The following is a 26,346-nucleotide window of genomic DNA, read 5'->3' as shown; positions in this document are numbered from 1 at the left end:
TGGCGGCGATCGCAGCTAACATGCCATAGCGCGGGGAGTTTTTCTCGTACGGCCGTTCGCGAGTGAATTCTGAGCGACGTTGATGTGCCTCTACCTGCCGGCTCTATCCGCATCCATGACATCCGCGTTCTAAGCGCGCACGGGACTCTGCTCAGTGAACAAGAGAGCGAAATCCTAAAGAGTTGCCGGCACGTGCCGTTATTCGGTGAAGGGTGAAAGGGCCGCCCATTCAGAACCACCGACATAACGAGCTGATCATGAGCCAAAGCGAGCCAGGTTGGGGAGTTGTCGATACAGAAGTCAACGGAAGTGCCTGCCACGCACCGACAGACCCTGGTTTCGAGGTCGCTCTAGGTTCGCGTCTGCGGAAGGGCTGGGGCGAAGTCCGGGCAAGATCCTTCGAGAGCAAAGGCACCATCCGGCTTTCGAATGAACACATAACGATCCGGACATCGGTGTCGCGCCTGCTCGGCGCAAGCATCGACACCGATCTGGAGCTGCGTTGCGCTGACATCTACAACGTGCGCGTCGACGGAAGGCTCATTCAGTTCGATCTGGTCAATGGGCCAGGCGAACTGGAGCCCCTGATCCTGCGAGCCCGCGACAAAGTCGAGGCGGCTTTGATCGCCGCGGCGATGCCGAGCCAGATGACGCCCCGCTACGCCACAGAAAATCACGAGCGACTGCGCTTTGTCCAGCAGATCACGACGCGCACGCCTCATTTGTGGTCCACATGGATGATCGTCGCCGTTACGTCGCTGGTGTTCGTCGCAATGGCTGCGGGCGGCGCCGGCGTTGCGACCGTGAAGTCCTCGTATGCAATCGCGCATGGAAGCAACTTCGGTCCGTACACGTTAAGCGGCCAATGGTGGCGGCTCCTTACTTCCGTGTTTATTCACTTTGGACTGGCGCATTTCGTGTTCAACATGATCGTGCTGGTCCAAACCGGACGCATCGCCGAACGGCTGTTCGGCAACGCACGTTTCATGGCGCTCTATCTGTTCGCAGGTCTGACAGGCAGCCTGATGAGCTTGCTCTGGCATCCTGCCATTAACAGCGCGGGCGCGTCGGGCGCGATTTTCGGCGTGCTAGGCGGCCTGCTCGCGTACGTAATCCGTTATAGCGATTCGATCCCGCGTTCGATCTATCTAAGGCATCTTCGGATGGCGGCAGTATTCATTGCCTATAACCTTTTTTGGGGCTTCACGCACCGTGGGATTGACAACGGTGCCCACGTCGGCGGCCTCATTGGAGGATTCATGCTCGCATGCGTGCTGGCGCCACCGATCGACGATTCCGGTTCGTCTCGCGAGCGTGTGGTCATGACCTTTGGAGTGTCCGGCGCGCTCGCATGTGTGGTGCTGGGCGGGCTCGCATCGGTGCTTTCGTCTCTTTCCGCGCGCCCGAACGTACAGGAGGCGATGCACTTTTCCGAAGTACTGTATCAACTGGGTCCGACAGCGAGCAAAGCGGCTGCGGATCTCAAGACATTGGCGCACGTGCCCGCGACGGCAGAAGGCCGCGCCGAATACGCCCGCCGCATCAGGACTTCGATGCTGCCAGAATGGAATCAGCTATACGACACGATCGATAAAGCACAGGTACCGTCGGGTACACCGGAAGCGGCAACAAAGGGCGAGTTGCTTCACTATTTCGCCGACATGTCGCGGGCATTGGAAATAACCGCTGACGTAGCCGACAACGACCAGTTGCACGATTTTCGCGCAAAGGCTCAGATCAAGGCACTCCTCGACGATGCGAAACGCCAACTGGCGGCGCTAAAGAAGGGAGCGGCGCCTCTTTGATGTGTTCGCGATGGTGGCGAATGATTGACTGAAACCTGTCCGCGTCCGCGCCGATCGGCGGTCTTTTCTATCGATGACTGCGCTGTGGCAGGAACACTCGGCGGACGTAACAGACCCGCGCGTCCGAACTGCACCACGAGCCGGGCGACCCCGGTGCTGCCCTCGGCACAGCGCAGTACTACACTGACGAGCAGGAGCGTTGCGCAAGCTGGCTGACGAACAGCGCTTCGACGCCGGCTGGACGACCTGACGACGGGTTGCTCATGGATGACAAACCGAATTGTCCGATGTCTCACGAATCCGTGATGTTCGCGGACGTAAGTCGCAGCACGGAGCTTTACGAGACCGTCGGTGACATGCTTGCCTTCGAGGCGATTGCGCGGTGCATCGCGCTGATGAAATCGTGCTCGGAAGCGCTGGGAGGGCGAATCGTCAAGACCATCGGCGACGAAGTCATGGCAGTGTTCCCGTCCCCCGAGCACGCGATGCAGGCCGCGATCGACATGCAGTTGGCCGTCTCCGGGTTGCCCGCGGTGGCAGGACAGCCGATGTCGCTGCGAATCGGCTTTCATCACGGCCCCGTATTGCCTGACGAAAGGGGGGACGTGTTCGGCGACACTGTGAACCTGGCCGCCAGACTGACCGACTTCGCTTTGCCGGGACAGGTCGTCACGAGCAAAGACACGGTTGAGTGCCTCCCGGCGAGACTGCGTCAGATGGCGCGCCACCTTTACCCGATACAGGTGCGAGGAAAAAGACATCCGACGGAGCTGTTCGAGGCGATCTGGCAACAAGGCGCTGATCTGACAGTCACGGGTAGCGATCTGCAGCATCTGCCTTCTTCATCGTTGTTGACCCTGCGGTACGGGGATGTCTGCGTGGAAATGAGTGAAGCGTCCGCGCTGGTGACCATCGGCCGCGGCGCGAATATGAGTATTGTCGTACACGATCGCCGTGCATCGAGGGTGCACGCATCGATCGAGTGCCGCAGCGGAAAGTATGTGTTGCGCGATTGCAGTTCGAACGGCACACGTATCACCATCGACGGTGGCCATGAGCTCATCCTTCGCCGCGACGAGGTCACGCTGTGGGGACACGGCTGGATCTCGTTCGGACCGTCCGGCGGCGATGAGGCGGAGCGCGTGGACTATTCCTGCAGGCTCCTTTCCGGACGGTCCGGTTGACGTTATTCGGCGCCAACGGCGCAGCGCAAGCCATGCTTCGCTGCAGCGTAGCGATGAAGGGCCGCCGTGAGAATTATTCTATTTCTATATATTTATATCGATTCGATATCGATCGTTTGAATGTTGGTGCATCGTCATTTCATAGCATCCTGCGCCGACGATTTCCTTGCATGACAGGTCTCGCACTCTCACACTGCGCGCCGTCATTGCGCCGGAACAATCGCGCTTCTCCGCACACGTGGCAAGACGGCGACGCACAGACACGGGCTCACATCTTTAACGGTGATTGACATTTATGCCTGACGCGTAAATTGCATTGAAACGCATTACAGCCGCTTTTGGCAGCCTTTTAGCATCGAGAGAATAATTCTGATCGCCGTTATGCTATAAACGGGACATTGAGCCAAACGATCAGTGCGATCTCGAATGTCATATGGCGTTTTACTATGTCGAACCCGAAGTGGCTGGCGGCCTCGGAAAACATACCGTTCTCGATTCAAGCGTGTATCCGCCGAACGTCACGCAATTGCATTACCGGATTATCAATTGGCTCGGCGACGCGCTACTGGAAAGCTTCCCGGCACTGATCATCACCCGCGAGGCCGCTGATGCGTTGCAGGCAATGGGAGCCACTGGAACGGCGTATCGCACCGTTGAAATAACGGTTAGCGACTCGTTTCAGGAAATTTATCCCGACCGGGAATTGCCCGAATTTCTCTGGCTATGTGTGCCGGGTGTAGCCGGCAAGGACGATTTAGGCATCGCCGATGATTCGCGCCTCGTCGTTTCAGAGCGGGCATTAAAACGGTTGAAAGCCTTCGGTTTGAATCAGGCGATCATCGAAACGTATCCTGGTTCAACATGAACGCATGTGCGGCGGCCTGCCGACCGTCCGTACGCACGTTCACGGCGCGAAGGCAAGCGCTTAGCCCGCCAGTTCGCGATGCAGCGCGAGATGGATCACGGGCGTTGCATGCTGATGCGATTCTCGGATCTTCACCGACGAAGACAATCTCGAACCCAGCACGGGCAGCCCTTCGCTGACGAGTTCATCGACGAGTTGCTGCGGCAGGCTCGCGCGCGGCTGGAACTGGTTGATCACGATCCCTTCTACGTGCAGCGCATCGTTGTGGTCCTGCTGGATTTCCTTCACGTTGTCGAGCAGCGTATAGAGCGCACGGCGCGAAAAATCGTCGCAGTCGAACGGAATCAGGCAGCGCTCGACGGCGATCAACGCCGAGCGCGTGTAGAAATTCAACGCGGGCGGCGTATCGATGTAGATCGCGTCGTACATATCCAACTCATTTAATGCATCGCGCAGCTTGTAGATCTTGTAGCGCGATTCGAGCTTGCCGTGCAGCGTGTCGAGATCGGCGTGCGCGGGCATGATGTCGAGATTCTCGAACGGCGTCGGATGAATGAACGACGTCACGTCCACCGGCTTGAAGCTGAACGTCAACGCGGTTTCGAAGAAGCCGGCAACCGTGGGGCTCACCTCGTTCGCTCGCGCGCCGAGCAGGTACTGGCTCGAATTGCCCTGCGCATCCAGATCGATGACGAGCGTACGCAAGCCTTCGCTGGCGCTGATTGCCGCCAGGTTGCACACGATGGTCGATTTGCCGACACCGCCTTTCTGATTGAATACGACGCGCCGCATGTGTCCCCTCTCGCTGTCAATCTGCCCGAAAAACCAGCAGCATACATCAGCCAGATTACCGGACTGGGACCGCACGAAGTAACGCCTGCCGCTTGCGCCCAAGGGCATGGTTTTGGGGCTTCTGACGCGCTTTTTCATACGCGGTTACGTGCATTCGTGCAGCGCGGATTCATCGCCTAGAATCGATTAAGGCGCGTGGCGGACCGCTCGTCCGATTGCGCCGTCCATCGCATTCGAACCCTTTGTGGAGGTCACAATGAAAGCGGACGAAAGAGGCGACATGCACGCCTTCGTACAAACGGCTGAACAGGCCGGCGACTACGTCTGGGTCATCGCGCTCGTCGACTTCGCTGCGCGCGAGCTGAAGCGCACGCTCGTCTCCGACGAGAAATACACAACCCGCGCCGCCGCGAAAGACGCCGGCGACGCGCGCCTGAAAGCGCTCGAGCAGGACCGTCAGGCGCACGCGTAGCGGTCTTCGACCCTTCAGCAGGGGCCGGCATCACCGGCCAGGCGCCGCGCAAGGAGCATCCCATGGCCAGCAAGAAAGACAAGTCAGGATCGTCCGTTGGCGTGTCGGTCGACGCGGGCAGCTATCGGATCACGCGACCCGACAGCGCCGACGCCGTGATCGATCTGATCAGGCGGCACGAGGTCCAGATCGTCGACCTGAAGTTCACCGATCTACCCGGACTGTGGCAGCACTTCTCGATCACGCTCCCCGAAGTTCACGACGGTCTGTTCGAAGCCGGCATCGGCTTCGACGGTTCTTCTATTCGCGGCTTTCAGGAGATCCACGAATCGGACATGCTGTTGCGGCCCGATCCGTCGACGGCCTTCGTCGATCCCATGTGCGACACGCCCACGCTTTCGATGATCTGCGACGTCGTGGACCCCGTGCTCAGACAGCCGTATTCACGCGACCCGCGTTACATCGCGAAGAAGGCCGAGAACTATCTGCGGCAAACGGGCATCGCGACGACCTGCTATTTCGGTCCTGAACTGGAGTTCTTCATTTTCGATTCGATCCGCTTCGGCCAGGATCAGCATAGCGGGTACTATTACGTCGAATCGGCGGAAGGCGACTGGACCACGGGCCGCGACGAGAGCGCTTACAGCGGCGGCAATCTGGGGTACAAGCAGCGCTACAAGGAAGGCTACTTCCCGACGCCGCCGCACGACACGCTGCAGGATATCCGCAGCGACATCGCGCTGACGCTGCAACAGATCGGCGTGCAGATAGAGGTGCATCATCATGAAGTCGCGACGGCAGGACAGAACGAAATCGACATGCGGTTTGCAACGCTCACCCGCATGGCCGACAACGTGATGATCTACAAGTACATCTGCAAGAACATGGCGCGGCGCTACGGCAAAGTCGCGACGTTCATGCCCAAGCCGCTCTTCGCCGACAACGCGAGCGGCATGCATTGTCACCAGAGCCTGTGGCGCGACAACGAAAATCTCTTCTACGACGCGCAAGGCTGGGCACTTACGTCCGAGCTGTGCCGCTGGTACATCGGCGGTCTGCTTCAGCACGCGCCCGCGCTGATGGCCTTCTGCGCACCGACGACGAACTCGTACAAGCGGCTCGTGCCGGGCTACGAAGCGCCTGTGAATCTCGCGATGTCGCAACGCAACCGCTCGGCCGCGGCGCGCATTCCGATGTACTCAGATTCGCCGAATGCACGACGCGTCGAGTTCCGCTGTCCCGATCCGTCGGCGAATGCCTATCTCGCGTTTGCCGCGATGCTGATGGCAGGACTCGACGGCATCGAGAACAAGATGGACCCGGGCGAGCCGCTCGACCGCAACATCTACGATCTGCCGCCTGAAGAGGCGCGCAAGGTCCGGCAGGTGCCGGGGTCACTCGATGCATCGCTCGCCGCGCTCGAAATGGATCACGCGTTCCTGCGCAAAGGCGATGTCTTCACCGATGATGTGATAGACACGTGGCTAACGTACAAGCGCGCGAGAGAGATCGACAGCATCCGGTTGCGGCCGCATCCGTGGGAGTTCTATTTGTACTTCGACGTGTAGTGGTCGATGCGCGAATGCGTTTAACCTCCCCGCCTAGCCACCATCTCATTGCGAATAAGCGCATGCAGATCTTCCGCGCTAGGCTGCGTGCCCCATCGACTCGCGCCCGCCACCGACGCAATCGCAAACCACGAATGCGGCGGAAACCACTCCTGCACCATTGCGCCGTTTTCGCGCAGGCACAATTGCCCCGTCAGTTCGCTGAACTCAGCGGACATCGACTTGCCGTTCAGATGCACGGTCACGCACGTGCCCTTCGACGTCGGTTGCTCCTCCACGCTGACGACCACGTCCCCGTCGCGCAGATGTTCGTATGAAGTGGCCATGATCAATTGCGCCCGTCAAATGCGCCTCGACACAAGCGCCCGAACATCGTCCATGCGAGTGTTGCTTTCATCGTTCACTCCTGGCTTCTGATCTCGGGAGCGACTATATGCAAACCGCAATCGGGAATCTGTGTACGTGTGTAAGCAAACGTGAATTCCGCTCGCGCTGCGCCGTGCAGACGGGGCGAACTGTAACGGGCGTGCGTCGATACAACACTTCGTCGATCCGGTTGCGCTGCACGACAGCATGAAAACATCGCGCGCCTGATCGTCTATCACATCATCGCGGCTACGCATACGCGTGCGAATTCCGCTGACAAACGACGGCATGCGCGACGCAAACGCTGTCACAGCGGGGTAACACAGTTCGGAATATCGTGTTGCCCGGAATCACACTGCGTTCCCCGTTCCCTACCCGCGCCGACGCATCCTCACTGCGTTTTCTGCGTCGTCAGCCTTCCACCGCGAGAACAAACGACATGTCGAACAAGAACACCCCCGATGATGCATCGCCCGCAGAGCAGGCCGCCAACACGCCCACCACGTTTTCGCGCCGGGGCTTTCTGAAGCTTGCGGGAGCATCCGGATTCGCGACAGCAGCGAGCACGTTCGCAGGCCAGGCCAAAGCCGCGCCGTCGGCACCCGACGGCACACCGGAACAGATCCATCTGACCTGGGGCGAAGATCCCACGAATGAAGTCGTGGTCTCGTGGGGATCGGCGGCAGCCGCTGCGAATCCGCGCGTGCGCTTCGGCGCAGCGGGCGAAAAGAAGGAGACGGTACATGCCGTTCAGCGCACGTACACCGACGGCCTGAACGGCGAAGTAGTGTTCACGTATCACGCGCGTCTGCACGGCCTTCATGCCGCGACGACGTATCAATACGAAGTAACGGCGGACAACGACAGCAACTCGGGCACGCCCTTTTCCGCGGCGTTCACGACGGCGCCGCGTGGTCGCGCGCCGTTCCGCTTCACGAGCTACGGCGATCTCGCGACGCCTAACACCGGCTGGGTCCTGTCGTCGCCACAAAGCCGCTTCGCCGTGCAGGCCGTCGAGCGCTTTCAGCCGCTCTTTCATCTGCTGAATGGCGACCTGTGCTACGCGAACCTCAACCCGACGCAGCAGCCGGAAGTGTGGCGCGACTTCGGCAACAACGCGCAGACATCGGCGGCGAATCGTCCGTGGATGCCGTGCCCCGGCAATCACGAAGTCGAATTCCACAACGGCGCGCAAGGCTTCGATTCGTATCTGACGCGCTACACGCTGCCGGCCAACGGCACGCGCTTTCCGGGCCGCTGGTACAGCTTCCGCGTCAGCTCGGTGCTGTTCATCTCGCTGGATGCAGACGATGTGATCTATCAGGATGGCGCCGCCTTCGTCGCCGGACCGAGCCCGCTCGTGCCCGCCGCGAGCACGGGCAACCCCGCCATCCAGCCGGGCACGTCGTTCTATATCCGCGGCTACAGCAACGGCGAGCAGACGCGCTGGCTCGAAAAGACACTGCGCCACGCCGCCGACGATGACGATATCGACTGGATCATCGTGCAGATGCATCAGGACGCGCTGAGCTCGTCGAGCACGGGCAACGGCTCGGACAAAGGCATCCGCGAAGCGTGGCTGCCGCTCTTCGACCGCTATGGCGTCGACCTCGTGCTGTGCGGCCACGATCATGACTACGAGCGCAGCTACCCCGTGCGCGGCTGCAACCACCATGCGGGCATCGACGCGACGACGGGCGAGAAAGTCGACACGCTGCAACCTAAGCCGGCCGCCCATCCGCATGCGAGCAGCGGCAACACGTTCGACACGAGCCACGGCACGATCCATCTGATTCTGGGCGGCGGCGGCACGAGCGCGCCGCTCGACGTGTACGGTCTCGATACCGGTAACGGCAATCCGCAGGCGAAGGTGTTCACGAAGCCGAACCGGCCGATACCGGGCACCACGGCAGGCACCTTCACGCGCGCGAACGCCGACGCGCTCGAAGATGCGATCTGGTCCGCGCAGCGCGACACAGGCACGGGCTACGGCATCGCCGTGTTCGACTACGATCCGGGCCAGCACGGCGGCAAGACGTCGATCACGATGAACTATTACCATGCGCCGGGCGCCGACAAGACGCCGACGCAGACGTATGAACTCTTCGAGACCGTCACGCTGTCGAAGCATCGGCACGGCTGACGATCCAACGCGGTTGCGCGGCGCAATGCTCGGCGCGGGCGACGAGAAGCTCACCGCGGACGGCACATATGTGGACACCGTCAACAGCACAACGCCGACGGCGAGATTCAGCGAGATCATCCCGTCGAGCGCCGCTTGCGGCAGCGGCAGAATAAGCAGCGCAATGACGGCGACGATGAACGCCGCGAGGAACAGATCGGCGCGCGACGCCCCGGCGCGGCGGGCGCCGGAAACGCTCGCGCCAGCGGGAATCATCCGCAGCCAGCCGCGCGGAAGCGCCTTGAGATCTGCCATCGTCGAATGCCCACTCCCTGTTTGAAACACGGCTGTGATATCTGCTGACGCGAATCGTGGTTGCACCCGTTGTGCGCAAGCGGTCCTGATCGGCTTGCCGTGCGGCGCGATCGGTAGATATGCGCGAGACGGTTTCGGCGGCGCGCACGCGACCCGACACCCGACGGGTATCCGGATGCGATCGAGTGTAGCGGTGCGTGTGCGCCTTCGACGATTTCCTGCAAACAATGCGCGGCGATGCGATGTGCAGCGGCATCATGTATTCGATGGCGATGCCGGGCACGCGTTTGCACGCGTTCATAAGCTTTACCGCGCCTCGCCGCAATCGCGACTGGATCACGTCAGCGACGGTCGAACAGGCGCTGTCGGCCAAAGAAAGGGCATCGCGGACATCAAGCGCAACAACCCTGAGTCCTACGCGATTCATGGATGCGCGATGGCCTTGATGTCCGGTGAAAACGGATTCGGCAAAGCGGGAAATGAGCAGTGGGAGGAGCGCCCGTTTTGTTGACGCCATTGGCACTCGATGTGCCGCCACCACAAAGAACATCGACAAAAAAGCCGGCGTTGATAGCGCCGGCAAGAAGGCTCCGGAATTTACGAGGGAATGTCCCGGAGTCTTTAATCTGTAATTGTATTCTCTTAATCTTAGATTAAGCTTAAGGGATTCCTTCCTCCAGGCTTTAAAGCTTTCGACTAATTTCACAGCAAGTTTTGCGCGGTTCATTCATTCACTTCATTAAACAAAGCAGTTCTTTCTGATTAACGCACGCTTATCCGTTCGATGAATAAATGCGACGCCAGGCGTTTTCCCTGGCGCCGAACGCTGCTCTCACAGCTTGACTCTCTGTCTGCCGTTCGCGCCGCTTTCGGTTGCACAACCACGGCTTACAACGCTGGATGACTGGCTAGTGCGGCGGATCGGACCATCCGGGCGCCGACGATTCCATGTGCCATCGCATCAATTCGACCGAAAACGAATCGATCTCGAATCGTTAATGCTCCGTCCGTGCCTCGATAAAATAAATGCGGCAACGCAGCAGAATTGCGTTGTTGCTCATCGCGCATTGCTTCTGAAAATCATTTTCAAATTTTTCATTCCCCACTTGAAACTTACTAAATCGATCGTTTTTTACGGTTTTATATGTTTCGTCATCCATACATTCATTCGCACTTTCATATGGAAACCATCAATTTATTTTCGGTGCATTATCGACGCGCGTTCCGCATCCTTACGTCCAGATCGAAGCACGGCTATTCAGCCGCATCAAAGACATGGATGACGTGAGCCCGCGTGTGCAATGAACCATCGAGGCGCTCCGGCAGATTTTCTGAAGTACTCAGGCGTTGACCTGCGTTTTCTGCTACTCAAAGGAGCTCACTGATGAAAAAACCGTTATTGGCCTTTCTACTCGCGGCGACGGCCGTGATCGCCGGATGCGGCGGAGGAGACAACTCCACTTCGACGCCGACGGCAGCGACACCCACTCCGCCCAAGCTGCTGACCAACATTGCGGTACCCAATGCGTCGAGCCCCGCGTTCAGCTTCGACATCGGCTATGAGGAAGCGGGCAAATACTATCTGGCCGACCGCAACAACAAATCCGTCGATGTCGTCGATACGAAATCGAATGCGTTGATTGCGCAGATTCAAGGCGGCTTCACTGGCGTGGGCCCGTCGACCGATGCATCGGGACCTGACGGTATCGTCGGCATTACGGGAGCGAATACGCTGTATGTCGGCGACGTGGATTCGGTGAAGATCGTCGATACGTCCGCGATGAAAACGCTCAAGACGATCACCATCAGCAACACCGGTTCGCGCGTCGACGAGGGCTGCTACGATCCCGACGATCATCTGGTGATGTTCGCAAGTCCCGGCGAGTCGCCGCCGTACGTGACCTTCATCTCGACGACGACGCAAGCCGTCGTGTCGAAACTGGTCTTCAACGGTTCTTCGGGACTCGAGGCGTGCACGTACGATCCGGCTTCGAAGAACTTCCTGATCAATAACGATGGAACAGCGGCTAATCCCGACGGCGAGCTCGATGTCATTACCGCGAGTTCCGTCACATCGGGCGCGCCAATCGTCAGCAAGGCGTTTCCGCTCGGCAAATGCGGGCCTTCGGGTATTGCCCTCGGCCCTAACAGCGACGTGCTGGTCGGTTGCGATCCGTCTGCGGGCGATCCGTTGATCACGCTGATACTCGATCGCAACACAGGCGCTCAACTTGCATCGATTCCATTTGGCGGCGTCGATCAGGTGGCATACGATCCGGCATCGAATCGCTATTTCCTGCCTGCGCGCCACTATGTGACGAGCGGCACGGCTGCGTCGTCGGGCTTCAATCCGCAAATGGGCGTGATCGACGGCGCGACGCGCAAGTTGCTTTTCACGGTCGCAGTGGGAACGGGCGCGCATTCGGTCGCGATCGATAGCAACCTCGGCCAGGTCTATGTGCCTTATCAGCCCGGTGCCGCAGCATTCCCGAATGGCGGTATTTCGGTGTTCTCGACGAAGTAATCATCGAGGCGACCCTGCATGGGTCGCCTCGATATGCAGTGGGCGCAATAACCCGCTGAAAAGAAAAGGACGTGCGGCAGACAAATCAAACAGACGCCGCACGTCAACCGGGCTACCGATTGTGATCAGTTATCGGCATCGAGTCCGGGCAAAACCGGCGTGCCTTCAACCTTGACCGAGTGCAGTTCGTTCGGGTTCAGTCCCAGTGCGCGAAGAATGGTCGGCGCAACTTGCGTCGTCGTCACACGGCGTCCGATGCGCTCGCCATGAAAGTGACCATCCGGGAACGACACGACCAGGCCGAGGTGACTGTCATCCGGTGCGTTGCCGCCGTGCTCTTCATCTTTCTTTTTGCTCGTCGTGTAAATCACGCCCGGATTCGGCTGCACGATGATGTCGGGCGTCCGGCCATTCGACGGATCGCCGAACATCGATGCGAGGCGCGGTCCTGACAGGATGTACGCCAGCGGACCGTCCGCGCAGATACCCGGCGCGTTGCAGCTCAGATTCGCCTTCAGCGTCGCGACGGCAGCCTGCAACTGACTTTGATCGCGCAACCAGATGAGTCCGACGTCATCGGTCTGCACCATGCCCGTTCCGACCAGACCCGTTCCGTCGTTCAGCGCCTTGGCGTTGTTGTTCTGGCCAAAGTTGCCGTTCGGATCGAGGTAGTTATTCGCTTCGAGAAGTGCCGTCACCGTGTCGCCGTTCTTGACGAGCTTCGTATGATCGGTCGGCGATTGCCCGTGCTTCGCCGTCACGATCATCATCGTCGAACTCGCGAGATTGCGCGCTTTCAACTCCGCGACCATCTTGCCGAGCGCGTCATCGACATAAGCGATTGCCGCAGTCACCTGCGGACCCGGCGTGAAGCTCGCATCGAGATAGCCGCCACCCGTTGCGACCGTCGCCTTTTGCGCAACGCTCAACGTCTGGAAGTTCGTGCCGAACAGGGTCGGCACGGGTGCATTGCGCGTTCCAGTCGAATCTTTGCCGTCTATTTCGTTGATGATCGAATTGACGTGAAAGTTATCGAAGATCTCCGTGTTCTGATAGGCATCGGTATAGTCATTGCCCGTCGCCGGATTGATCGAATTGATTTCAGTGCGGGAAAGATCATCGACGCCGCGGCCAGAAGGTCCATTCAGCCAGTCATAGCCCCACGCGTGCTTGTCGGCCCATGCAGTGCGCGAGTCGCGCATGTACTGCTTCACGACCTCGAAGATCGTGTTCGTCTTGATGTAGTTATGCGGATAGACGGGCACGCACTTGTTGCCAACCTTCGCGCGCGGAATCGCATCGGGATTGAATGCGCCGCCACCGTCGAGATGAATCAGCGCCCCGCCGCCTTGCGCATCGATGCCTGTGGTTTCATCGAATACGACGTTCCAGCCTTGCTTGCCCGTACAGCCCGTATCGGCAGGCGCGTACAAGGTGCGGTCGTAGGACACGTCATAGAAGAGCCCTGCCGTCTTGGGCGATCCACCCGTGACCAGCGCAGCAAGCCCCGGGAATGAATCCGACAAGCCCGGCGTATAGGCATTCGTATAAGTCACACCCGACTTCGCCAGCAGCGCGAGGTTCGGGCAAGTATTCGCACCGATGCATCGCGCCACATCCTGTTCATGCAAGCCATCGACACTGATCAGCAGCACATGCTTGATCGCATTGCTCTGGTTGCCTTGATCATGACCTTGCGCGTTGTCCGCCTGCGCGGACGCTGCCGGCAAAATCAGCGAACCCAATAAGGCACCCGCTTCAACCCATCTGAAGAGACGATTCATTGTTCACCTCACGTGGTGTCCAGTCCAGATTACCAATTGTTACGGCAGCGGTAATGTGCACGTTCAATGCGACCCCACGATGAAGCGCGGCTTTCGTTTTGCCCTAAGCTTGAGAATCGAAATCAGATTATCCTGTCCGGAAGTTCGTTCTGATTGGCGTCCGCATTCGCAGCCATCTAAGAGGTTTTCGCCATGGCATGAATACGATTGAAGTACCTGGCAAACCAGAGACCCGATTTACCTCCGCGCGCGTGAAAAACGACACCAGCTATGATGATCGAGATTCTTCAGTAATTCCGCGCGCAATCGCTCGCGACGGTAGTGCTGCACCATCGACAGCAACGCAAACAGCAGCACCGTCGCGCCTAGCGCGATTGCAATCCATGTTTCGTTCATTGCCATCCCCTGTAGCAAACACGCTCGCAGTACTTCGCTGCATGATCAAAGCGGGCATTGACCCGACTTCGGACAGTTAGCGGCGTTCATGCACTGCTCGAATACGAGTTCGCGGTATCGGCCCGCATCGCGATCTGCGGGTGTCCGCGGCCCGAAAGTCCGGTTCACGACGACGACGCGATTCGTGCACCGGCACTGATAAAGCTGTTGTTTTGTCTCCACCACTTCTTCCTTCTTGACAGGCACTCAGTCCGCTTTATTCGATTCGAACGGGGCCCTTTTCTCTAGTCGCTTTCTTTCGATCAGTTCATATGCTGGCCGCCATTCACGGCCAGATTTGCACCCGTGATGAATGCGGCGTCGTCCGAGCAGAGGAACGCGACGAGCGCAGCCACCTCTTCCGGCTTGCCGAGACGGCCAGCGGGAATCTGCGGAAGGATCTTCGTGTCGAGTACTTCCTGTGGAATGGCCGTGACCATCTTCGTTGCGAGGTAGCCAGGTGAAATCGTGTTGACGGTCACGCCCTTGCGTGCCACTTCGAGCGCGAGCGACTTGGAGAAGCCGTGCATGCCCGCTTTCGCCGCCGCGTAGTTGGTCTGCCCAACCGAGCCCTTCGAGCCATTCACCGAAGAAATGTTGATCACGCGTCCCCAGCCACGCTCCACCATCATTTCGCACAGCGGCTTCGTCATGTTGAACACGGAATCGAGATTCGTGCGCATGACGGCGTCCCAGTTCACCTTGTCGAGCTTGCGCAGCGTCATGTCGCGCGTAATGCCAGCATTGTTCACAAGGATGTCGACGGGACCGATCTCTGCCGTGATCTTCGCGACGCACTCATGACATGAGTCGTAGTCGGCGACATCGACGGGAACGGCATAGAATGCGCGGCCAGCCTTTTCCATTGCAGCAAGCCAGTCGTCCGCACCTTTGTTGCTCGGCGAATACGTAACGATCACGCGATAGCCGGCGTCATGCAGACGAATACTGATGGCTTCGCCCAGACCGCCCATACCACCCGTTACCAAAGCAATTCGATTAGTCATCCTTTGCACCTATCAGACTTTCATTGCGAAACTTCCCGATCGTCAATGACTGGTTCGCAGTTGCAGCCGTTGACTGGTCTCCCCGACTGGTCCTTTTATTCGGGCCGTTCGCTTTGCGTTGGCCTGCGCGTTCGCTATTCACTGCGACGTCGCGTGTCGGTGGTTGGTGCGGCGTGAGCCGCGCGCATCGGTTGATTCGAAAGGACCCGTCGAGTCGTTTCCGGCTCGCGGATCTGCTTCTGATACCTGCTTCTGTAATTCGCAATCAAACTGCACCGCATGGATATGCAATACGTGATTCGTGTGTCATGCAGGCGACACACTTTGCGTTGCGCAAGGCAACGCCGCGATTCGTAGTATTAGTCGACAACCGCCTTGCGGGGACGGGCGGTAGATACGGGACGATCGACGCGCGCGGCTGCGATCGCCTGTTCGGTTTCCTGACGGGCCGTCGCTTCGGGGTCCGGCGCGGCGGACAACATCGTCTGGAATACCGACGTCAGCGGCGCCGAAGCCGCATTGGCACGGCACTGAAACGTTTCCATCATGGACCGCGTCAGTACTTCATTCTTCTCGGCCTGCGCGTGCGCAACATCCTGCAGCTTGTCATTCAGGCGCGAAACGATGCGGCCCAGTTCAGTGCCGTAGTCCGCAAATAGTCTTATCAACTCGCCCGGCGTATTCCATTGAAATGCGGTGCGAGTACTGCCGATCGTGCTCAGGCTTTTCACTACCTCGTCGTTCACGGCGTTGATCGTGCGCAGATTGAGTTCCGCGACCGACCGCAATTCCTGAACGACGGGATTGGCCCACGTGTTGAGAGCGGCGATGCCCGACTCCCACGCCGAAATGACACCTTCGGAATTCCGAATGCTCATTGACAGGACTCCATTAGTATTACTAAGTCAATCGATGCCGCATGCACAGTGGGGCCGCACTGCGCCATGCGATTCGCATGAGTGTTCGCAATTAACGTAATTAAGTGTTTGCTTGTGCAAAGCACCATTAGAACCCACATTCTAAACACATCATTTGACAATTTTTAAACAGTCTTGTCGGTAGTTACCCTGGGTCGTGGATTGCCATTTCTATACGTTTCTGCGATCGAACCCCTAAAGCGCATCACTTGCATGGCGGTGCTCAGCAACCACTTACATCACAACGTGACATATACTCGAAACAGTGGCGGTTCGCCTCGCGCCGAGAGAGGGGCAATGTCAGGGAATATCGGAAGAAGTGACTTTCGAATGGCCCGCGAGTGAGGGAGTTTCAAAGTGATCCCGTTCAAACGCATTCTGCTGTGCTACGACGGAACGCCCGAAGGGCGTCGTGCGCTTCGCAGTGGAGCCGCGCTCGCGCATCAGCTCGGAGCCGAAACGCATCTGCTTTCGGTCGTGGATTCGTCGTGGTGGTCCAGCGGTTACGACGTTCTTTCTTCGATGGCCTTTGAGATCGACGAGCAGGCGGCACGCAGTGTATTGAGCGACGGCATTGAGCGGTTATCGGCGTGCGGCGTGAACGCGACAGGACATTTCTGCGTAGGCGATCCCGTCGATCGCATTGCGACGATGGCCGACAAGCTGCGCGCCGACCTCATCGTCATCGGGCATCATCACCTCGGACCTTTCGCGCGCTGGTGGACGGGCGAGCGCCATGCGCAACTGCTGGATCGCGTCGGTTGCGGCATTCTCTTCGAGGTGTCGCCGGATAGCGCACCGTAATTCGTCACGAAGCGCACAGCAGGCGCTACAAGCCCCACAGAATATCGGCGTGCTGCCGCTTTGCTTCGCGCAGCATGTCGAGAAACGGCCATGCGCGTTGTGAAAGGCCCGACTTGTGATGATCGGCGTGCGATGCTGGCGTTTCGTAGACCGCACCGGACTGCGCATCGTCTTCGATTGCTGCTTCGAGACGCCGGATCGCTTCCGGCAAATCGTCATGCACGATCACACCTTGACGATCGAGACGCTTGCCGATCAACCCGAGCAAATACTGCGCGAGATCGCGAAGCATGACGACATCCGGCGTTGCCGGTGACTGGAAGGTAACGAGCAAGGCTACTTCTCCCTGTAAAAACAGGCCTTCGTAGCGGTTGCCCGATGCGGAGACCGCTCTCTTCTCCATGGAGGTGTTTGGATCTTGCCGTGCGGACTATTCCCGTCCGTACCGACAGCAAAGTCCCCGCTCATTTCGGCAGCCGCTCGAAGGCTTCCTTTCATGTTATATCATGTTGTGATCTATTCAAGCTGATACGGATATGACGCTTCAAGGCCGTCCATGGATCAGACGTAAGCACGCGGCGAAAAGCCGGATATTCCGAAGTGTGCGTTGCGCTCAGAAGAACGAAGCGTCTTCCGTCGAACGTTGTTCGCTCTTTGCGCGACGCTTCTTCACCGACGCCGGATCGCGCACGATCGTCACGGCACACGGCGCGTAGGCGAGCACCTGGCGCGCGACAGAGCCGATCAGCCAGCGGTCGAACGGCGTGTGCCCGCGATGGCCGACGACGAGATGATCGATACCGTGCTGCTCGGTATAGAGCACGATCTCCTTCGCAGGCTGCCCGACCACGAGATCGAATTCGGCCTGTTCGCCGGAGGACACGAGCTTCGCCTTGATTTCATCGAGCACTTCGTTCGCGTGGCGCAACTCGAAGTCGATCATCTCCTTTCTTTCCAGCTCTATCGCACCCCAATCGGGCGCGCGCGCCACGACTAGAACGTGCAACCGCGCGTCGAAGCGCTTCGCGAGATCGACCGCGAAAGTGACGGCATGTCGCGCGGACGGCGACCCGTCGTAGCCTACGAGTATGTTCTGCATGATCTGCTCCCATCGGGTTCGAGCCGGAAGAGCCTTCGATCCATCCGCAACCGTTCGCCGACCCCCGGCAAGCGCATTCGATTGTCTCCACGGCTCGCCGCATGACCCGTTGCGAAAAGCGCCGACGCTCGCGCCGGATCAGTTGTCGTCGCTTCGGCTCGGAAGATGTTCGTGCGGCTCCGGCTCGGCCGCGTCGGCATCGAGCCTGTCGTTGTCTTTGGGTTTCGCCGGGGCGTGCGCGGCCGCTTTGCGCTTCGTGCCGGTTGGGGATTGCGCGGGGTCGAGAGGCTTGTCAGTCGGCTCACCGGACGGCTTGGAGGGCATGGTGTGCTCCTGCGCTGATGAATACTGTCATTACCATGATAGGACGCATTGCAGCCGCCGGTTACGCGCGTTTTGCGGCAGTGCGCAATTGGCGAATCGAATAGACTAATCGCTCTCGCTGATACGGCCCGATCGAACCGATCCATTCCCAACCATTCCCAACGAGGACACATCTATGACCCGTAACTACCGCATCGCAGTGATTCCCGGCGACGGCATCGGCAAGGAAGTGATGCCCGAAGCGCTGCGCGCGCTCGATGTCGTCAGCAAGCGCTATGGCCTCGGCCTCGCGTACGAGCACATCGAATGGGCCAGTTGCGACTACTACGCGCGGCACGGCCAGATGATGCCGGACGACTGGAAGGCGCAGCTCGACGGCGTCGATGCGATTCTGTTCGGCGCGGTCGGCTGGCCCGCCACAGTGCCCGATCACATCTCGCTGTGGGGCTCGCTGCTCAAGTTCCGCCGCGAGTTCGACCAGTACATCAACCTGCGTCCCGCGCGTCTGTTCGATGGCGTGCCGTCGCCGCTCGCTGGCCGCAAGGCAGGCGATATCGACTTCATGATCGTGCGCGAGAACACCGAGGGCGAGTACTCGTCGGTGGGCGGCACGATGTTCGAAGGCACCGAGCGCGAATTCGTGATGCAGCAGTCGATCTTCACGCGCAAGGGCTCCGAGCGCGTGCTGAAATTCGCTTTCGATCTCGCGCAAAGCCGCGCGAAGAAGATCACGGTGGCGACGAAGAGCAACGGCATTTCGATCAGCATGCCGTGGTGGGACGCGCGCGCCGCCGAAATGGCCGCGCGTTATCCCGACGTTACCTGGGACAAGCAGCACATCGACATTCTGTGCGCGCGCTTCGTGCTGAACCCCGACCGCTTCGACGTGGTGGTCGCGACCAACCTGTTCGGCGATATCCTCTCGGATCTTGGCCCGGCCTGCACCGGTACTATCGGCATTGCGCCATCGGCGAACATGAATCCCGATCGCCTGTTCCCGTCGCTGTTCGAACCCGTGCACGGCTCCGCGCCGGATATCGCAGGGAAAGGCATCGCCAATCCGATCGCGATGATCTGGTCGGCGGCGATGATGCTCGATTTTCTCGGCAACGGCCAAGGGAAGGAACGCGAAGCGCACGACGCGATTCTCGGCGCCATCGAAGGCGTGCTGAAGGACGGCCCGCATACGGGCGATCTCGGCGGCAAAGCCAACACGGCGGAAGTGGGCGCCGCGATTGCGCACCGGCTTTCATGATTGCACCCGATTGAACTCCATCAGCGCGCGAGTGCTCTTATGACAGAGGACGCGCGCCGGGAAAGTCTATTCGCGGCGGCGAATTCATCGACGCGCGATCGCCGGCTACAGCAGGCGGCGGGCGCATCGCGACAGCGATTTCCAACTCGATGGATCAGGCATCATATGCCAGGCCTTCGCAAAAAGCTGCCAAGCGCCAATGCGCTGTTCGTGTTCGAAGCGGCCGCCCGCTGCCGCAACTTCACGCGCGCCGCGCAGGAACTCGATGTGAGTCAGCCGGCCGTGAGCCGCATGCTCGCGCGCATGGAGGACCATATCGGCGTGCGCCTGTTCGAACGCGTGCGCGGCGGCATCGAGTTGACCGAAAGCGGCAAGATTCTGTACCGCGCGATTTCGGAAGGCTTCGACGGCATCGAAAACGCGATACGCGAAATCGAGGACCGCGTGACGGATGTCGAGCCGATCATGCTGTCCGTGTCGACGGGCTTCGCAACGCACTGGCTGATGCCGCGCATGAGCCGCGTGAAGCAGACTTTCCCTCACGTCGATTTGCGGTTTCAACTGATACGCGGACATAGCGACGTGCCGCTCGATGACGTGGACTTGGGCATGCGCTTTTTGCACGACGGCGAGATCGACGAGAACGCCGTGTTCGTGATGCCGGAAACGTTGCTGCCCGTCTGCAATCAGCGCTATCTGGAAACAGTTCGCACGGACGCCAGCCGCGTGCAAGGCGACACGCTGATCGTAACGGACGACGAACAGCACGACTGGCACGAACGCTTTAGTGCATTCTTCGGAAATGGACGCATTGCCGGTACGCTCAGCTTCACCGATTATTCAAGCGCCGTGCAAGCCGCGCTGCTTGGCCAGGGCATCGCGCTCGGCAGGCTCGACGTCGTGTCGCATTGGCTTGCGCAAGGCGTTTTGCTGCCCGCCGCGCACGAAGTGATCGTGACGGATTGGCGTTGCTGTCTTCTCACGCCGGCCAACAAACCGTTGCGGCAGATCGTTGCCAACCTGCGCGACTGGATGATTGAAGAGACACGCACCGATATGCGCGTCGTCGCGAAGAAGTACCCGCAACTCGGTTTGCGCGAGGCGATGAAGCAGACGGGGTTGAAGTTCGGCTAAAGGGTCGTGGCTATCGGGACGAACGTGAGCGAGCGCGTTTTTGGCCAAGCGCAAAATGCCCGCAATCGGTCGAACCGAAATGCGGGCATTCAGAAGATCACTTCAACTGCACCCGCTTGATTTCGCCCACGACTAGCAGATAACTCACGATCGCAACCAGCGCATTGCAAGCGACGAATACAAGCGCGCCACTAAACGATCCCGTCAGCTTGACGATGTAGCCGATGATGATCGGTGTGGTGATCGCGGCAATGTTGCCGAACGTATTGAACATGCCGCCGCTCAGACCGGCGATCTGCTTCGGCGACGTATCCGCGACGACGGCCCAGCCGAGCGCGCCCAGTCCCTTGCCGAAGAAGGCGAACGCCATGATCGCCACGACGACAGCCGACGAGTCGACGTAGTTGCACGCAATCATGCTGGTCGACAGCAACATGCCCACCACGATCGGCACCTTGCGCGCGACGGTCAGCGAGCATCCCTTGCGAATCAGGAAATCGGAGAAGATTCCGCCGAGCACGCCGCCGATGAATCCGCACACAGCGGGCAAAGCGGCGACGAAACCCGCGTTGAGAATCGACATGCCGCGTTCCTTGACGAGATACACAGGGAACCAGGTCAGGAAGAAATACGTGAGCGTCGTAATGCAGTACTGGCCGATATAAACGCCGAGCAGCATCCGGTTGCACAGCAACTGCTTGACGTACGACCACTTCGGCGCTTCGCCGATAGATTGAGCAGCGACGTTCGATTCGCGTGTCGCCACCTCATCCGCGACGTTGCGCTTCTTAGGCCGGTCCATGTCGACGAGCGCGCCGCCTTCCGTGATGTGGTCGAGTTCCGCGCGGCTGATACGCGGGTGATCTTTGGGACTGTAGACCGTCCTCATCCACGCGATGCTCACGGCAATGCCCACCGCGCCCATGAAATAGAAGACATACGGCCAGCCGAAGCGATGCGTGACCCAGCCCATGATCGGCGCGAACATCACCGTCGCGAAGTACTGCGCGGAATTGAAGATCGCCGAAGCCGTGCCGCGCTCGGCGGCGGGAAACCACGCTGCCACGATGCGGCCATTGGCCGGAAACGATGGCGCTTCGCTCAAGCCGACGAGAAAGCGGAGCGCAAATAGCGTGCTGATCGCAAGCGAAATGCTCAGGTAACTAACCGTGCCCTGCAATACGGTGAAAAGCGACCAGATGAAAATGCTCGCCGCGTATACGCGTTTCGATCCGAAGCGATCGAGCAGCCAGCCGCCCGGCAATTGACCGATCACATACGACCAACCGAATGCGGAAAAGATGAAGCCCATGGCCACTGCGTCGAGACCGAGATCTTTCGACATCGCGGTGCCCGCCATCGAAAGCGTCGCACGGTCCGCATAGTTGACGGCCGTGACAAGGAACAGCATCGCGACGATTCCGTAACGGATTCGCGTCTTCCGTGCCACGGACACGCCTTGCACAACGTTGGCCATGAATCGTCTCCTCCTGACATTCCGGCGTTCTGCCGGCCAAGGTTCGCAACCGCAGCGGGGAAATGCATGCTTATAGGTTGTCTGACGACAGAATGAGACGGCACACGGATTTTTGCAATAACGCGTTTACCCTGAGGACTTTGCGTTGGAGCTTCTTCAGTGCGTGTCCCATGTCTGCTTAACATGCCAGGCAGCGCACGATCAAGAGATTTGAGAAGTGCTTGCAGGCGCACGTTATACGACGACATATAACACTGCACATCGAGCATATTCGCGGCTAATCCGCGTATCGGTGCCTTAAAATCGCGCGATGAACCGAGCTCGCCCTCACATTCGCCCGCTGTGTGCAAGCGATGCAATCGCTTACGCGTCGCTGCGTCTGTGCGCTATCGACGAAGCGCCTCACGCGTTTGCGTCCACGCGCGAAGAAGAGGGAAAACGCCCGCTCGATGAAATCGAGGCGCGTATCTGTTCGACGGCGAACCAGATCGTGTTCGGCGCCTTCGACGGCACGACGCTCATCGCCGTGGCAGGGCTCAGACGTTATCCGTTGCGTCCTGTGCAGCAAAAGGGCTTTCTGTGGGGTTTGTTCGTCGCGCAGTCGCATCGCAGGAACGGCGTCGCGCGGCAATTGATTGCCGCTGCCATCGATCACGCGCGCGCAATGGGTTTGACGCACATCGCACTGAATACGGACGCCGAAAACGCCGGCGCAATCGCGCTCTATAGATCGACGGGATTCGAGGCCATCGAAAACGAACCGTGCATCGACGGAATCGACGACGACACGGATCGCGAAGTCGAGATGATGCTGCGCCTTAAATGAGCGAGCCGCGCGCGGCCATCAATAGTCGATGAATGAACTGAGCATCCGGTTGAAAGCAGCCGGGCTGGCGACGTTCATGCCATGCGATGCGCCCACAATCGTTCCTCGGTCCGCGAGATAGATCCACTCTTGAAGAGAGTCGACGTTATTGCGGAACATGCGCGGACTCTTTTGCCCATCGACGAGCAGCGTCCGGCACTTCACTTCCGCCGCCGCGTCGCGCGAATAGGCAGGCAGCGGATCGCAAAACTGCTTGGGAAGCGTGCTCGCATTGTCGAGCGCCATCGTGCGAAAAGCGGTTGTACTCTTTCTCCACGCACCGGGCACGCTGACGGAATCGACGAACAGCTCGAGTCCCGGCTCGACGATGCCCTCTTCGATCATGCTCGCAACTTTTGTGCGCAAGGCGTTCGTCGCGGCGGGCAGCGACGCTTCGCGCATGCCATCCTTTTGCAGCGGACCGCCTGGATCGGCGAGCGTCAGCGTTTTGACGAGACGCGGATATTCGCGCGCGAGATGAAACGCAATGCACCCGCCTCGCGAGTGACCCACCACATGAACGGGAGCGAGATCGAGCGCGTCGATGAACTCCGCCAGTTCGGCGACGTGAGCGTGCCAACTGAAATCGTTCTGAATGCACGCGTCGGCAGCGGGCCAGTAGTGGCTGAGGCTCGGAGCGATGCAGCGAAAACGCGCGGAAAGCGGCGCGATCTGCGCGTCCCAGTAACGGTAGTCGCACAGCGATCCGTGGACGAATAGCACCGGCTCACCCGCGCCGCGTTCGATGTACGGAATGCAGATGCCCGATGCGACATTCGCGAAGCTCAGTTGAGGATTGGCCAGCAACGCGTGGTCGGTTCGCATGTTCATGGCAGTCACAATCTCGGGTAAGTCGTCGTGTGACTACTATGCCGCAATCGCGGGCGTAAGAAAAACGCGTAATCCGCATCGAACCGTTCAGCTTTTCTGATACCTGCTGAACACGCTGCTATGGCGCAATAGACGGATCATAGGGCACCACCTGCTCGCGCTCTTCAGGACAATTGCGCGCCACGATCGCGCGAGCCGGCGTCGTCGTACTCAGATTGAAAGGCTGATGCGGCACGCCGGGTGGAATGAAGAGAAAATCCCCGGCTTCCGTCACGACCGACTGACGCAAGCCCGGCCCATAACGCGTTTCCACGCGTCCCTCCAGAACATAGATTCCCGTTTCGTAGCCGCTGTGAATGTGCGGTTCGGCGTGTCCGCCCGGCGGGACGACGACGAGGTGCATCGACAACGCCTGCGCGCCCGCCGTCGTGGCCGAAATACCCACGAAATACGGCAGGCGCTGACTCGTTGCGATCTCCCTGTCGGGATGCACCACGACGAGCGGCGCCAGTTCACCTTGCGATCCGTCTTTCATGCGCGATCCTCCCGGTTCTATGGAATGGGCGTGGATTGAATGAAAAGCCGCATTCAATGCGATTCGATTCTACGCCGATGCGTTGCCACACCAACATCGACGAAGCCGCTGAAAGACCAGTTTTCGCTGTATCAGTAGGGGCTTTATCATCTACAGGTCTGCGCGGCTGAGAGAAATCACAGTCCTTGCATAAGTTGCGCTTCGCAACTATAGTAGTTGCGAAGCGCAACTCAAGGAGCTATGGTGGATATCATCGACAAACCGTCTCAATCGCGCGACAAAACGATCCTCGAACTGCGGGAGTTCTCGCGCAAGCTCGTTCGCGAGCTCGGCTTCATGCGCTCCACGCTCGCGGAAAGCGATCTTGCGCCGTCGGCGGTGCACGCGATCCTTGAAATCGGCGCGACGCCCGGCATGCAGGCGCGCGATCTCGCGCATCTTCTGCGCCTCGACAAGTCGAACGCCAGCAGACAGATCGCAAAGCTGGAATCCGCGGGGTTCGTCGAGCGCACGGCATCGAGCGAGGACGCGCGTTCGTCGGAGCTTTATCTGACGAGAGCAGGCCAGCAGTTGCGCAAGAAGATCGACAAGTTCGCAACCGATCAGGTATCGAGTGCATTGCGCAAGCTCGCGCCGTCCGATCAAGAGACGCTGGTGCGCGCGCTGTCGCTGTATGCGAGCGCGCTCGCGCAGGACAACGATGCCAAGGAAACTCAGACGCCATTGACACCAAATATGCAAATCGTCGAGGGCTACTACCCTGGCTGCATCGGCGACGTCGCGAGTCTTCACGGGCGTTATTACTCGCAGCACAACGGCTTCGGCGTGTTCTTCGAAAAGCGCGTCGCGACAGAGCTTGCGGCATTTGCAGAATCATTGCCTGATCCCGATAAGGGACTATGGCTCGTCGTCGACAACGCGCGCACGCTTGCGTCGGTCGCCATCGACTCGGACCCTTCAACGCGTATCGCGCACTTGCGCTGGTTCATCGTCGACGATTCGCTGCGCGGCTCGGGCCTCGGCCGACAGTTGATGACACGTGCGATGGCCTTCGTCGACGAACGCTTCGACGAGACGTACCTGTGGACGTTCAAGGGCCTCGACGCTGCGCGTCATCTGTATGAAGCGTTCGGCTTTACGCTGGCCGAGGAGGCTGAGGGCACGCAGTGGGGAAAGACCGTCATCGAACAGCGTTTCATCCGGCGCGTGAAGCCGCCTCGATAGAAAAGCGCTAGAGCAGGTCGAATCGCGCAAGCTCTCGCGACAGCGCATCGGCGTCGACGAACCGATACGCGTGCAAACCGGCGCCGATTGCGCCGGTGACGTTGGCTTCCGAGTCGTCAATGAAAAGCGTCTCGCGCGGCTCGACACCGAGATTGCTGACGCAGCCGAGATACGCTTCAGCTGCGGGCTTCGCCGCGCCGAATGCAGCCGACGGATAGACATGCGCGCCGAAAAGTTGCGCGACAGGCGGGTTGAGATAGTCGATGTGATCGGTTACGAGACGGCAGTTGTTGGTCAGCACGGCAATCTTGCGACGCGTTGCAATCCGTGCGGCGATTGCGATCGATTCGGTGTCAGGCGTGATCGACGCGTGGCGCGCAACGAGCCAGTCGTCACGACTGACGGGACAACCCAGCAGATTGCCGAGCTCGAGCAGATACTCGTCGTCGGTGATCTCTCCGGCATCGGCACGCGCTTCGAGCCCTGAGCCCCAGATCGCGTGGCGCACGGCCTCGGGCGGCTTGCCCGTGATTGACGACATGCAATTGGTCCGCGCGGCACGGTCGTAATGCGACAGCACGCCCTCCATATCGAAGAGCACGAGCCTGATCGATGACGTCATGGTGCCGCCTCCGCATCGAA

The 26,346-nt window shown here is 59.5% G+C and carries 25 protein-coding genes and 2 pseudogenes; 13 read left to right on the top strand and 14 right to left on the bottom strand.

Annotation, left to right across the window (positions count from 1 at the left end):
• Positions 1 to 257 precede the first annotated feature (257 nt).
• The 3 genes from AABE10_RS14390 to AABE10_RS14380 all read left to right on the top strand — a co-directional run bounded on the left by AABE10_RS14390 (position 258) and on the right by AABE10_RS14380 (position 3,854).
• Positions 258 to 1,805, top strand: a complete 1,548-nt coding sequence (locus tag AABE10_RS14390; protein WP_342933947.1) for a rhomboid family intramembrane serine protease — start codon at positions 258 to 260, stop codon at positions 1,803 to 1,805.
• A gap of 287 nt (positions 1,806 to 2,092) precedes the next feature.
• Positions 2,093 to 2,989 (top strand): adenylate/guanylate cyclase domain-containing protein, encoded by an 897-nt coding sequence (locus AABE10_RS14385; protein ID WP_342933946.1) that lies wholly within the window; start codon positions 2,093 to 2,095, stop codon positions 2,987 to 2,989.
• A gap of 433 nt (positions 2,990 to 3,422) precedes the next feature.
• A complete protein-coding gene (locus AABE10_RS14380; protein WP_342933945.1) occupies positions 3,423 to 3,854 on the top strand; it encodes a hypothetical protein in 432 nt (143 codons plus the stop codon).
• A 60-nt stretch (positions 3,855 to 3,914) separates the two neighbouring features.
• Here AABE10_RS14380 and AABE10_RS14375 read toward each other — a convergent pair whose 3' ends face one another.
• Positions 3,915 to 4,646, bottom strand: a complete 732-nt coding sequence (locus tag AABE10_RS14375; RefSeq protein WP_342933944.1) for a ParA family protein — start codon at positions 4,644 to 4,646, stop codon at positions 3,915 to 3,917.
• Between the two features lie 256 nt (positions 4,647 to 4,902).
• Here AABE10_RS14375 and AABE10_RS14370 point away from each other — a divergent pair, with 256 nt between their 5' ends.
• Together AABE10_RS14370 and glnA are read left to right on the top strand one after the other, a co-directional pair.
• Positions 4,903 to 5,118, top strand: a complete 216-nt coding sequence (locus tag AABE10_RS14370) for a hypothetical protein (RefSeq protein WP_342933943.1) — start codon at positions 4,903 to 4,905, stop codon at positions 5,116 to 5,118.
• Positions 5,119 to 5,180: 62 nt separating this feature from the next.
• Complete coding sequence (glnA, locus tag AABE10_RS14365) at positions 5,181 to 6,686, top strand: type I glutamate--ammonia ligase (protein WP_342933942.1); 1,506 nt, start codon at positions 5,181 to 5,183, stop codon at positions 6,684 to 6,686.
• A 20-nt stretch (positions 6,687 to 6,706) separates the two neighbouring features.
• Here glnA and AABE10_RS14360 read toward each other — a convergent pair whose 3' ends face one another.
• A complete protein-coding gene (locus AABE10_RS14360) occupies positions 6,707 to 7,012 on the bottom strand; it encodes a hypothetical protein (protein WP_342933941.1) in 306 nt (101 codons plus the stop codon).
• A gap of 479 nt (positions 7,013 to 7,491) precedes the next feature.
• On the opposite strand from AABE10_RS14360, the gene AABE10_RS14355 reads away from it, so the two are divergent.
• Positions 7,492 to 9,195 (top strand): metallophosphoesterase family protein, encoded by a 1,704-nt coding sequence (locus AABE10_RS14355; RefSeq protein WP_342933940.1) that lies wholly within the window; start codon positions 7,492 to 7,494, stop codon positions 9,193 to 9,195.
• Positions 9,196 to 9,234: 39 nt separating this feature from the next.
• Here AABE10_RS14355 and AABE10_RS14350 read toward each other — a convergent pair.
• Positions 9,235 to 9,489 (bottom strand): annotated as a pseudogene (locus tag AABE10_RS14350) (type III secretion system export apparatus subunit SctV); the annotation flags it as partial.
• A 203-nt stretch (positions 9,490 to 9,692) separates the two neighbouring features.
• On the opposite strand from AABE10_RS14350, the pseudogene AABE10_RS14345 reads away from it, so the two are divergent.
• Positions 9,693 to 9,911 (top strand): annotated as a pseudogene (locus AABE10_RS14345) (LuxR family transcriptional regulator); the annotation flags it as partial.
• Between the two features lie 962 nt (positions 9,912 to 10,873).
• Positions 10,874 to 12,013: a hypothetical protein gene (locus AABE10_RS14340; protein WP_342933939.1), complete on the top strand. Its 1,140-nt coding sequence runs from the start codon at positions 10,874 to 10,876 to the stop codon at positions 12,011 to 12,013.
• Between the two features lie 125 nt (positions 12,014 to 12,138).
• On the opposite strand, the gene AABE10_RS14335 is transcribed toward AABE10_RS14340, so the two are convergent.
• From AABE10_RS14335 to AABE10_RS14320, 4 genes are all read right to left on the bottom strand, one after another.
• Entirely contained in the window at positions 12,139 to 13,797 is a 1,659-nt protein-coding gene (locus AABE10_RS14335; RefSeq protein WP_342933938.1) for an alkaline phosphatase family protein, read from the bottom strand.
• A gap of 237 nt (positions 13,798 to 14,034) precedes the next feature.
• On the bottom strand, positions 14,035 to 14,193 hold the full coding sequence (locus AABE10_RS14330) for a hypothetical protein (RefSeq protein ID WP_342933937.1): 159 nt from the start codon (positions 14,191 to 14,193) through the stop codon (positions 14,035 to 14,037).
• A 302-nt stretch (positions 14,194 to 14,495) separates the two neighbouring features.
• Positions 14,496 to 15,239, bottom strand: coding sequence for an acetoacetyl-CoA reductase (gene phbB / locus AABE10_RS14325; RefSeq protein ID WP_342933936.1), 744 nt, complete (start codon positions 15,237 to 15,239; stop codon positions 14,496 to 14,498).
• Positions 15,240 to 15,598: 359 nt separating this feature from the next.
• A complete protein-coding gene (locus AABE10_RS14320) occupies positions 15,599 to 16,117 on the bottom strand; it encodes a Phasin protein (protein ID WP_342933935.1) in 519 nt (172 codons plus the stop codon).
• 396 nt (positions 16,118 to 16,513) lie between these two features.
• Between AABE10_RS14320 and AABE10_RS14315 the strand changes: the two genes are divergently transcribed.
• Positions 16,514 to 16,960, top strand: coding sequence for a universal stress protein (locus AABE10_RS14315; RefSeq protein ID WP_342933934.1), 447 nt, complete (start codon positions 16,514 to 16,516; stop codon positions 16,958 to 16,960).
• Between the two features lie 25 nt (positions 16,961 to 16,985).
• On the opposite strand, the gene AABE10_RS14310 is transcribed toward AABE10_RS14315, so the two are convergent.
• The 3 genes from AABE10_RS14310 to AABE10_RS14300 all read right to left on the bottom strand — a co-directional run bounded on the left by AABE10_RS14310 (position 16,986) and on the right by AABE10_RS14300 (position 18,383).
• Positions 16,986 to 17,294, bottom strand: coding sequence for a DUF1840 domain-containing protein (locus AABE10_RS14310; RefSeq protein WP_342934419.1), 309 nt, complete (start codon positions 17,292 to 17,294; stop codon positions 16,986 to 16,988).
• A gap of 279 nt (positions 17,295 to 17,573) precedes the next feature.
• Positions 17,574 to 18,059, bottom strand: coding sequence for a universal stress protein (locus AABE10_RS14305; protein WP_342933933.1), 486 nt, complete (start codon positions 18,057 to 18,059; stop codon positions 17,574 to 17,576).
• 138 nt (positions 18,060 to 18,197) lie between these two features.
• The gene (locus tag AABE10_RS14300; RefSeq protein WP_342933932.1) at positions 18,198 to 18,383 is read right to left on the bottom strand and encodes a hypothetical protein; all 186 of its coding nucleotides are present in this window, start codon (positions 18,381 to 18,383) and stop codon (positions 18,198 to 18,200) included.
• Positions 18,384 to 18,558: 175 nt separating this feature from the next.
• Between AABE10_RS14300 and AABE10_RS14295 the strand changes: the two genes are divergently transcribed.
• Together AABE10_RS14295 and AABE10_RS14290 are read left to right on the top strand one after the other, a co-directional pair.
• Positions 18,559 to 19,638 (top strand): tartrate dehydrogenase, encoded by a 1,080-nt coding sequence (locus tag AABE10_RS14295; RefSeq protein WP_342933931.1) that lies wholly within the window; start codon positions 18,559 to 18,561, stop codon positions 19,636 to 19,638.
• Positions 19,639 to 19,803: 165 nt separating this feature from the next.
• Positions 19,804 to 20,772 (top strand): LysR family transcriptional regulator, encoded by a 969-nt coding sequence (locus AABE10_RS14290; protein WP_342933930.1) that lies wholly within the window; start codon positions 19,804 to 19,806, stop codon positions 20,770 to 20,772.
• 97 nt (positions 20,773 to 20,869) lie between these two features.
• Here the strand turns inward: AABE10_RS14290 and AABE10_RS14285 are convergent, their stop codons facing one another.
• Complete coding sequence (locus AABE10_RS14285) at positions 20,870 to 22,249, bottom strand: MFS transporter (protein ID WP_342933929.1); 1,380 nt, start codon at positions 22,247 to 22,249, stop codon at positions 20,870 to 20,872.
• Between the two features lie 310 nt (positions 22,250 to 22,559).
• Here AABE10_RS14285 and AABE10_RS14280 point away from each other — a divergent pair, with 310 nt between their 5' ends.
• Positions 22,560 to 23,075 carry a GNAT family N-acetyltransferase gene (locus AABE10_RS14280; RefSeq protein WP_342933928.1) on the top strand — a complete coding sequence of 172 codons (516 nt, stop codon included), beginning with the start codon at positions 22,560 to 22,562 and terminating at the stop codon, positions 23,073 to 23,075.
• Between the two features lie 18 nt (positions 23,076 to 23,093).
• Here AABE10_RS14280 and AABE10_RS14275 read toward each other — a convergent pair whose 3' ends face one another.
• Together AABE10_RS14275 and AABE10_RS14270 are read right to left on the bottom strand one after the other, a co-directional pair.
• Complete coding sequence (locus tag AABE10_RS14275; RefSeq protein WP_342933927.1) at positions 23,094 to 23,945, bottom strand: alpha/beta hydrolase; 852 nt, start codon at positions 23,943 to 23,945, stop codon at positions 23,094 to 23,096.
• Positions 23,946 to 24,063: 118 nt separating this feature from the next.
• Positions 24,064 to 24,480: a cupin domain-containing protein gene (locus AABE10_RS14270; RefSeq protein ID WP_342933926.1), complete on the bottom strand. Its 417-nt coding sequence runs from the start codon at positions 24,478 to 24,480 to the stop codon at positions 24,064 to 24,066.
• 243 nt (positions 24,481 to 24,723) lie between these two features.
• Here AABE10_RS14270 and AABE10_RS14265 point away from each other — a divergent pair, with 243 nt between their 5' ends.
• Positions 24,724 to 25,704 (top strand): helix-turn-helix domain-containing GNAT family N-acetyltransferase, encoded by a 981-nt coding sequence (locus AABE10_RS14265; RefSeq protein ID WP_342933925.1) that lies wholly within the window; start codon positions 24,724 to 24,726, stop codon positions 25,702 to 25,704.
• A 7-nt stretch (positions 25,705 to 25,711) separates the two neighbouring features.
• On the opposite strand, the gene AABE10_RS14260 is transcribed toward AABE10_RS14265, so the two are convergent.
• The gene (locus tag AABE10_RS14260) at positions 25,712 to 26,326 is read right to left on the bottom strand and encodes an HAD family phosphatase (RefSeq protein WP_342933924.1); all 615 of its coding nucleotides are present in this window, start codon (positions 26,324 to 26,326) and stop codon (positions 25,712 to 25,714) included.
• Positions 26,327 to 26,346: the final 20 nt, after the last annotated feature.

It is taken from the genome of Paraburkholderia diazotrophica, from assembly GCF_038900755.1.
GTDB classification, from domain to species: Bacteria; Pseudomonadota; Gammaproteobacteria; order Burkholderiales; family Burkholderiaceae; genus Paraburkholderia; species Paraburkholderia diazotrophica_A.
The sequence above is the reverse complement of the archived record's forward strand: the minus strand, read 5'-3'. Positions and strand labels throughout refer to the sequence as shown.

Coding starts and splice junctions, on each gene's coding strand:
- AABE10_RS14335 (WP_342933938.1), bottom strand. CDS start 13,797: ATGAATCGTCTCTTCAGATGGGTTGAAGCGGGTGCCTTATTGGGTTCG.
- AABE10_RS14300 (WP_342933932.1), bottom strand. CDS start 18,383: ATGCCCTCCAAGCCGTCCGGTGAGCCGACTGACAAGCCTCTCGACCCC.
- AABE10_RS14270 (WP_342933926.1), bottom strand. CDS start 24,480: ATGAAAGACGGATCGCAAGGTGAACTGGCGCCGCTCGTCGTGGTGCAT.
- AABE10_RS14385 (WP_342933946.1), top strand. CDS start 2,093: ATGTCTCACGAATCCGTGATGTTCGCGGACGTAAGTCGCAGCACGGAG.
- AABE10_RS14375 (WP_342933944.1), bottom strand. CDS start 4,646: ATGCGGCGCGTCGTATTCAATCAGAAAGGCGGTGTCGGCAAATCGACC.
- glnA (WP_342933942.1), top strand. CDS start 5,181: ATGGCCAGCAAGAAAGACAAGTCAGGATCGTCCGTTGGCGTGTCGGTC.
- AABE10_RS14260 (WP_342933924.1), bottom strand. CDS start 26,326: ATGACGTCATCGATCAGGCTCGTGCTCTTCGATATGGAGGGCGTGCTG.
- AABE10_RS14305 (WP_342933933.1), bottom strand. CDS start 18,059: ATGCAGAACATACTCGTAGGCTACGACGGGTCGCCGTCCGCGCGACAT.
- AABE10_RS14280 (WP_342933928.1), top strand. CDS start 22,560: ATGAACCGAGCTCGCCCTCACATTCGCCCGCTGTGTGCAAGCGATGCA.
- phbB (WP_342933936.1), bottom strand. CDS start 15,239: ATGACTAATCGAATTGCTTTGGTAACGGGTGGTATGGGCGGTCTGGGC.
- AABE10_RS14340 (WP_342933939.1), top strand. CDS start 10,874: ATGAAAAAACCGTTATTGGCCTTTCTACTCGCGGCGACGGCCGTGATC.
- AABE10_RS14320 (WP_342933935.1), bottom strand. CDS start 16,117: ATGAGCATTCGGAATTCCGAAGGTGTCATTTCGGCGTGGGAGTCGGGC.
- AABE10_RS14355 (WP_342933940.1), top strand. CDS start 7,492: ATGTCGAACAAGAACACCCCCGATGATGCATCGCCCGCAGAGCAGGCC.
- AABE10_RS14380 (WP_342933945.1), top strand. CDS start 3,423: ATGGCGTTTTACTATGTCGAACCCGAAGTGGCTGGCGGCCTCGGAAAA.
- AABE10_RS14275 (WP_342933927.1), bottom strand. CDS start 23,945: ATGAACATGCGAACCGACCACGCGTTGCTGGCCAATCCTCAACTGAGC.
- AABE10_RS14330 (WP_342933937.1), bottom strand. CDS start 14,193: ATGAACGAAACATGGATTGCAATCGCGCTAGGCGCGACGGTGCTGCTG.
- AABE10_RS14295 (WP_342933931.1), top strand. CDS start 18,559: ATGACCCGTAACTACCGCATCGCAGTGATTCCCGGCGACGGCATCGGC.
- AABE10_RS14360 (WP_342933941.1), bottom strand. CDS start 7,012: ATGGCCACTTCATACGAACATCTGCGCGACGGGGACGTGGTCGTCAGC.
- AABE10_RS14390 (WP_342933947.1), top strand. CDS start 258: ATGAGCCAAAGCGAGCCAGGTTGGGGAGTTGTCGATACAGAAGTCAAC.
- AABE10_RS14285 (WP_342933929.1), bottom strand. CDS start 22,249: ATGGCCAACGTTGTGCAAGGCGTGTCCGTGGCACGGAAGACGCGAATC.
- AABE10_RS14370 (WP_342933943.1), top strand. CDS start 4,903: ATGAAAGCGGACGAAAGAGGCGACATGCACGCCTTCGTACAAACGGCT.
- AABE10_RS14290 (WP_342933930.1), top strand. CDS start 19,804: ATGCCAGGCCTTCGCAAAAAGCTGCCAAGCGCCAATGCGCTGTTCGTG.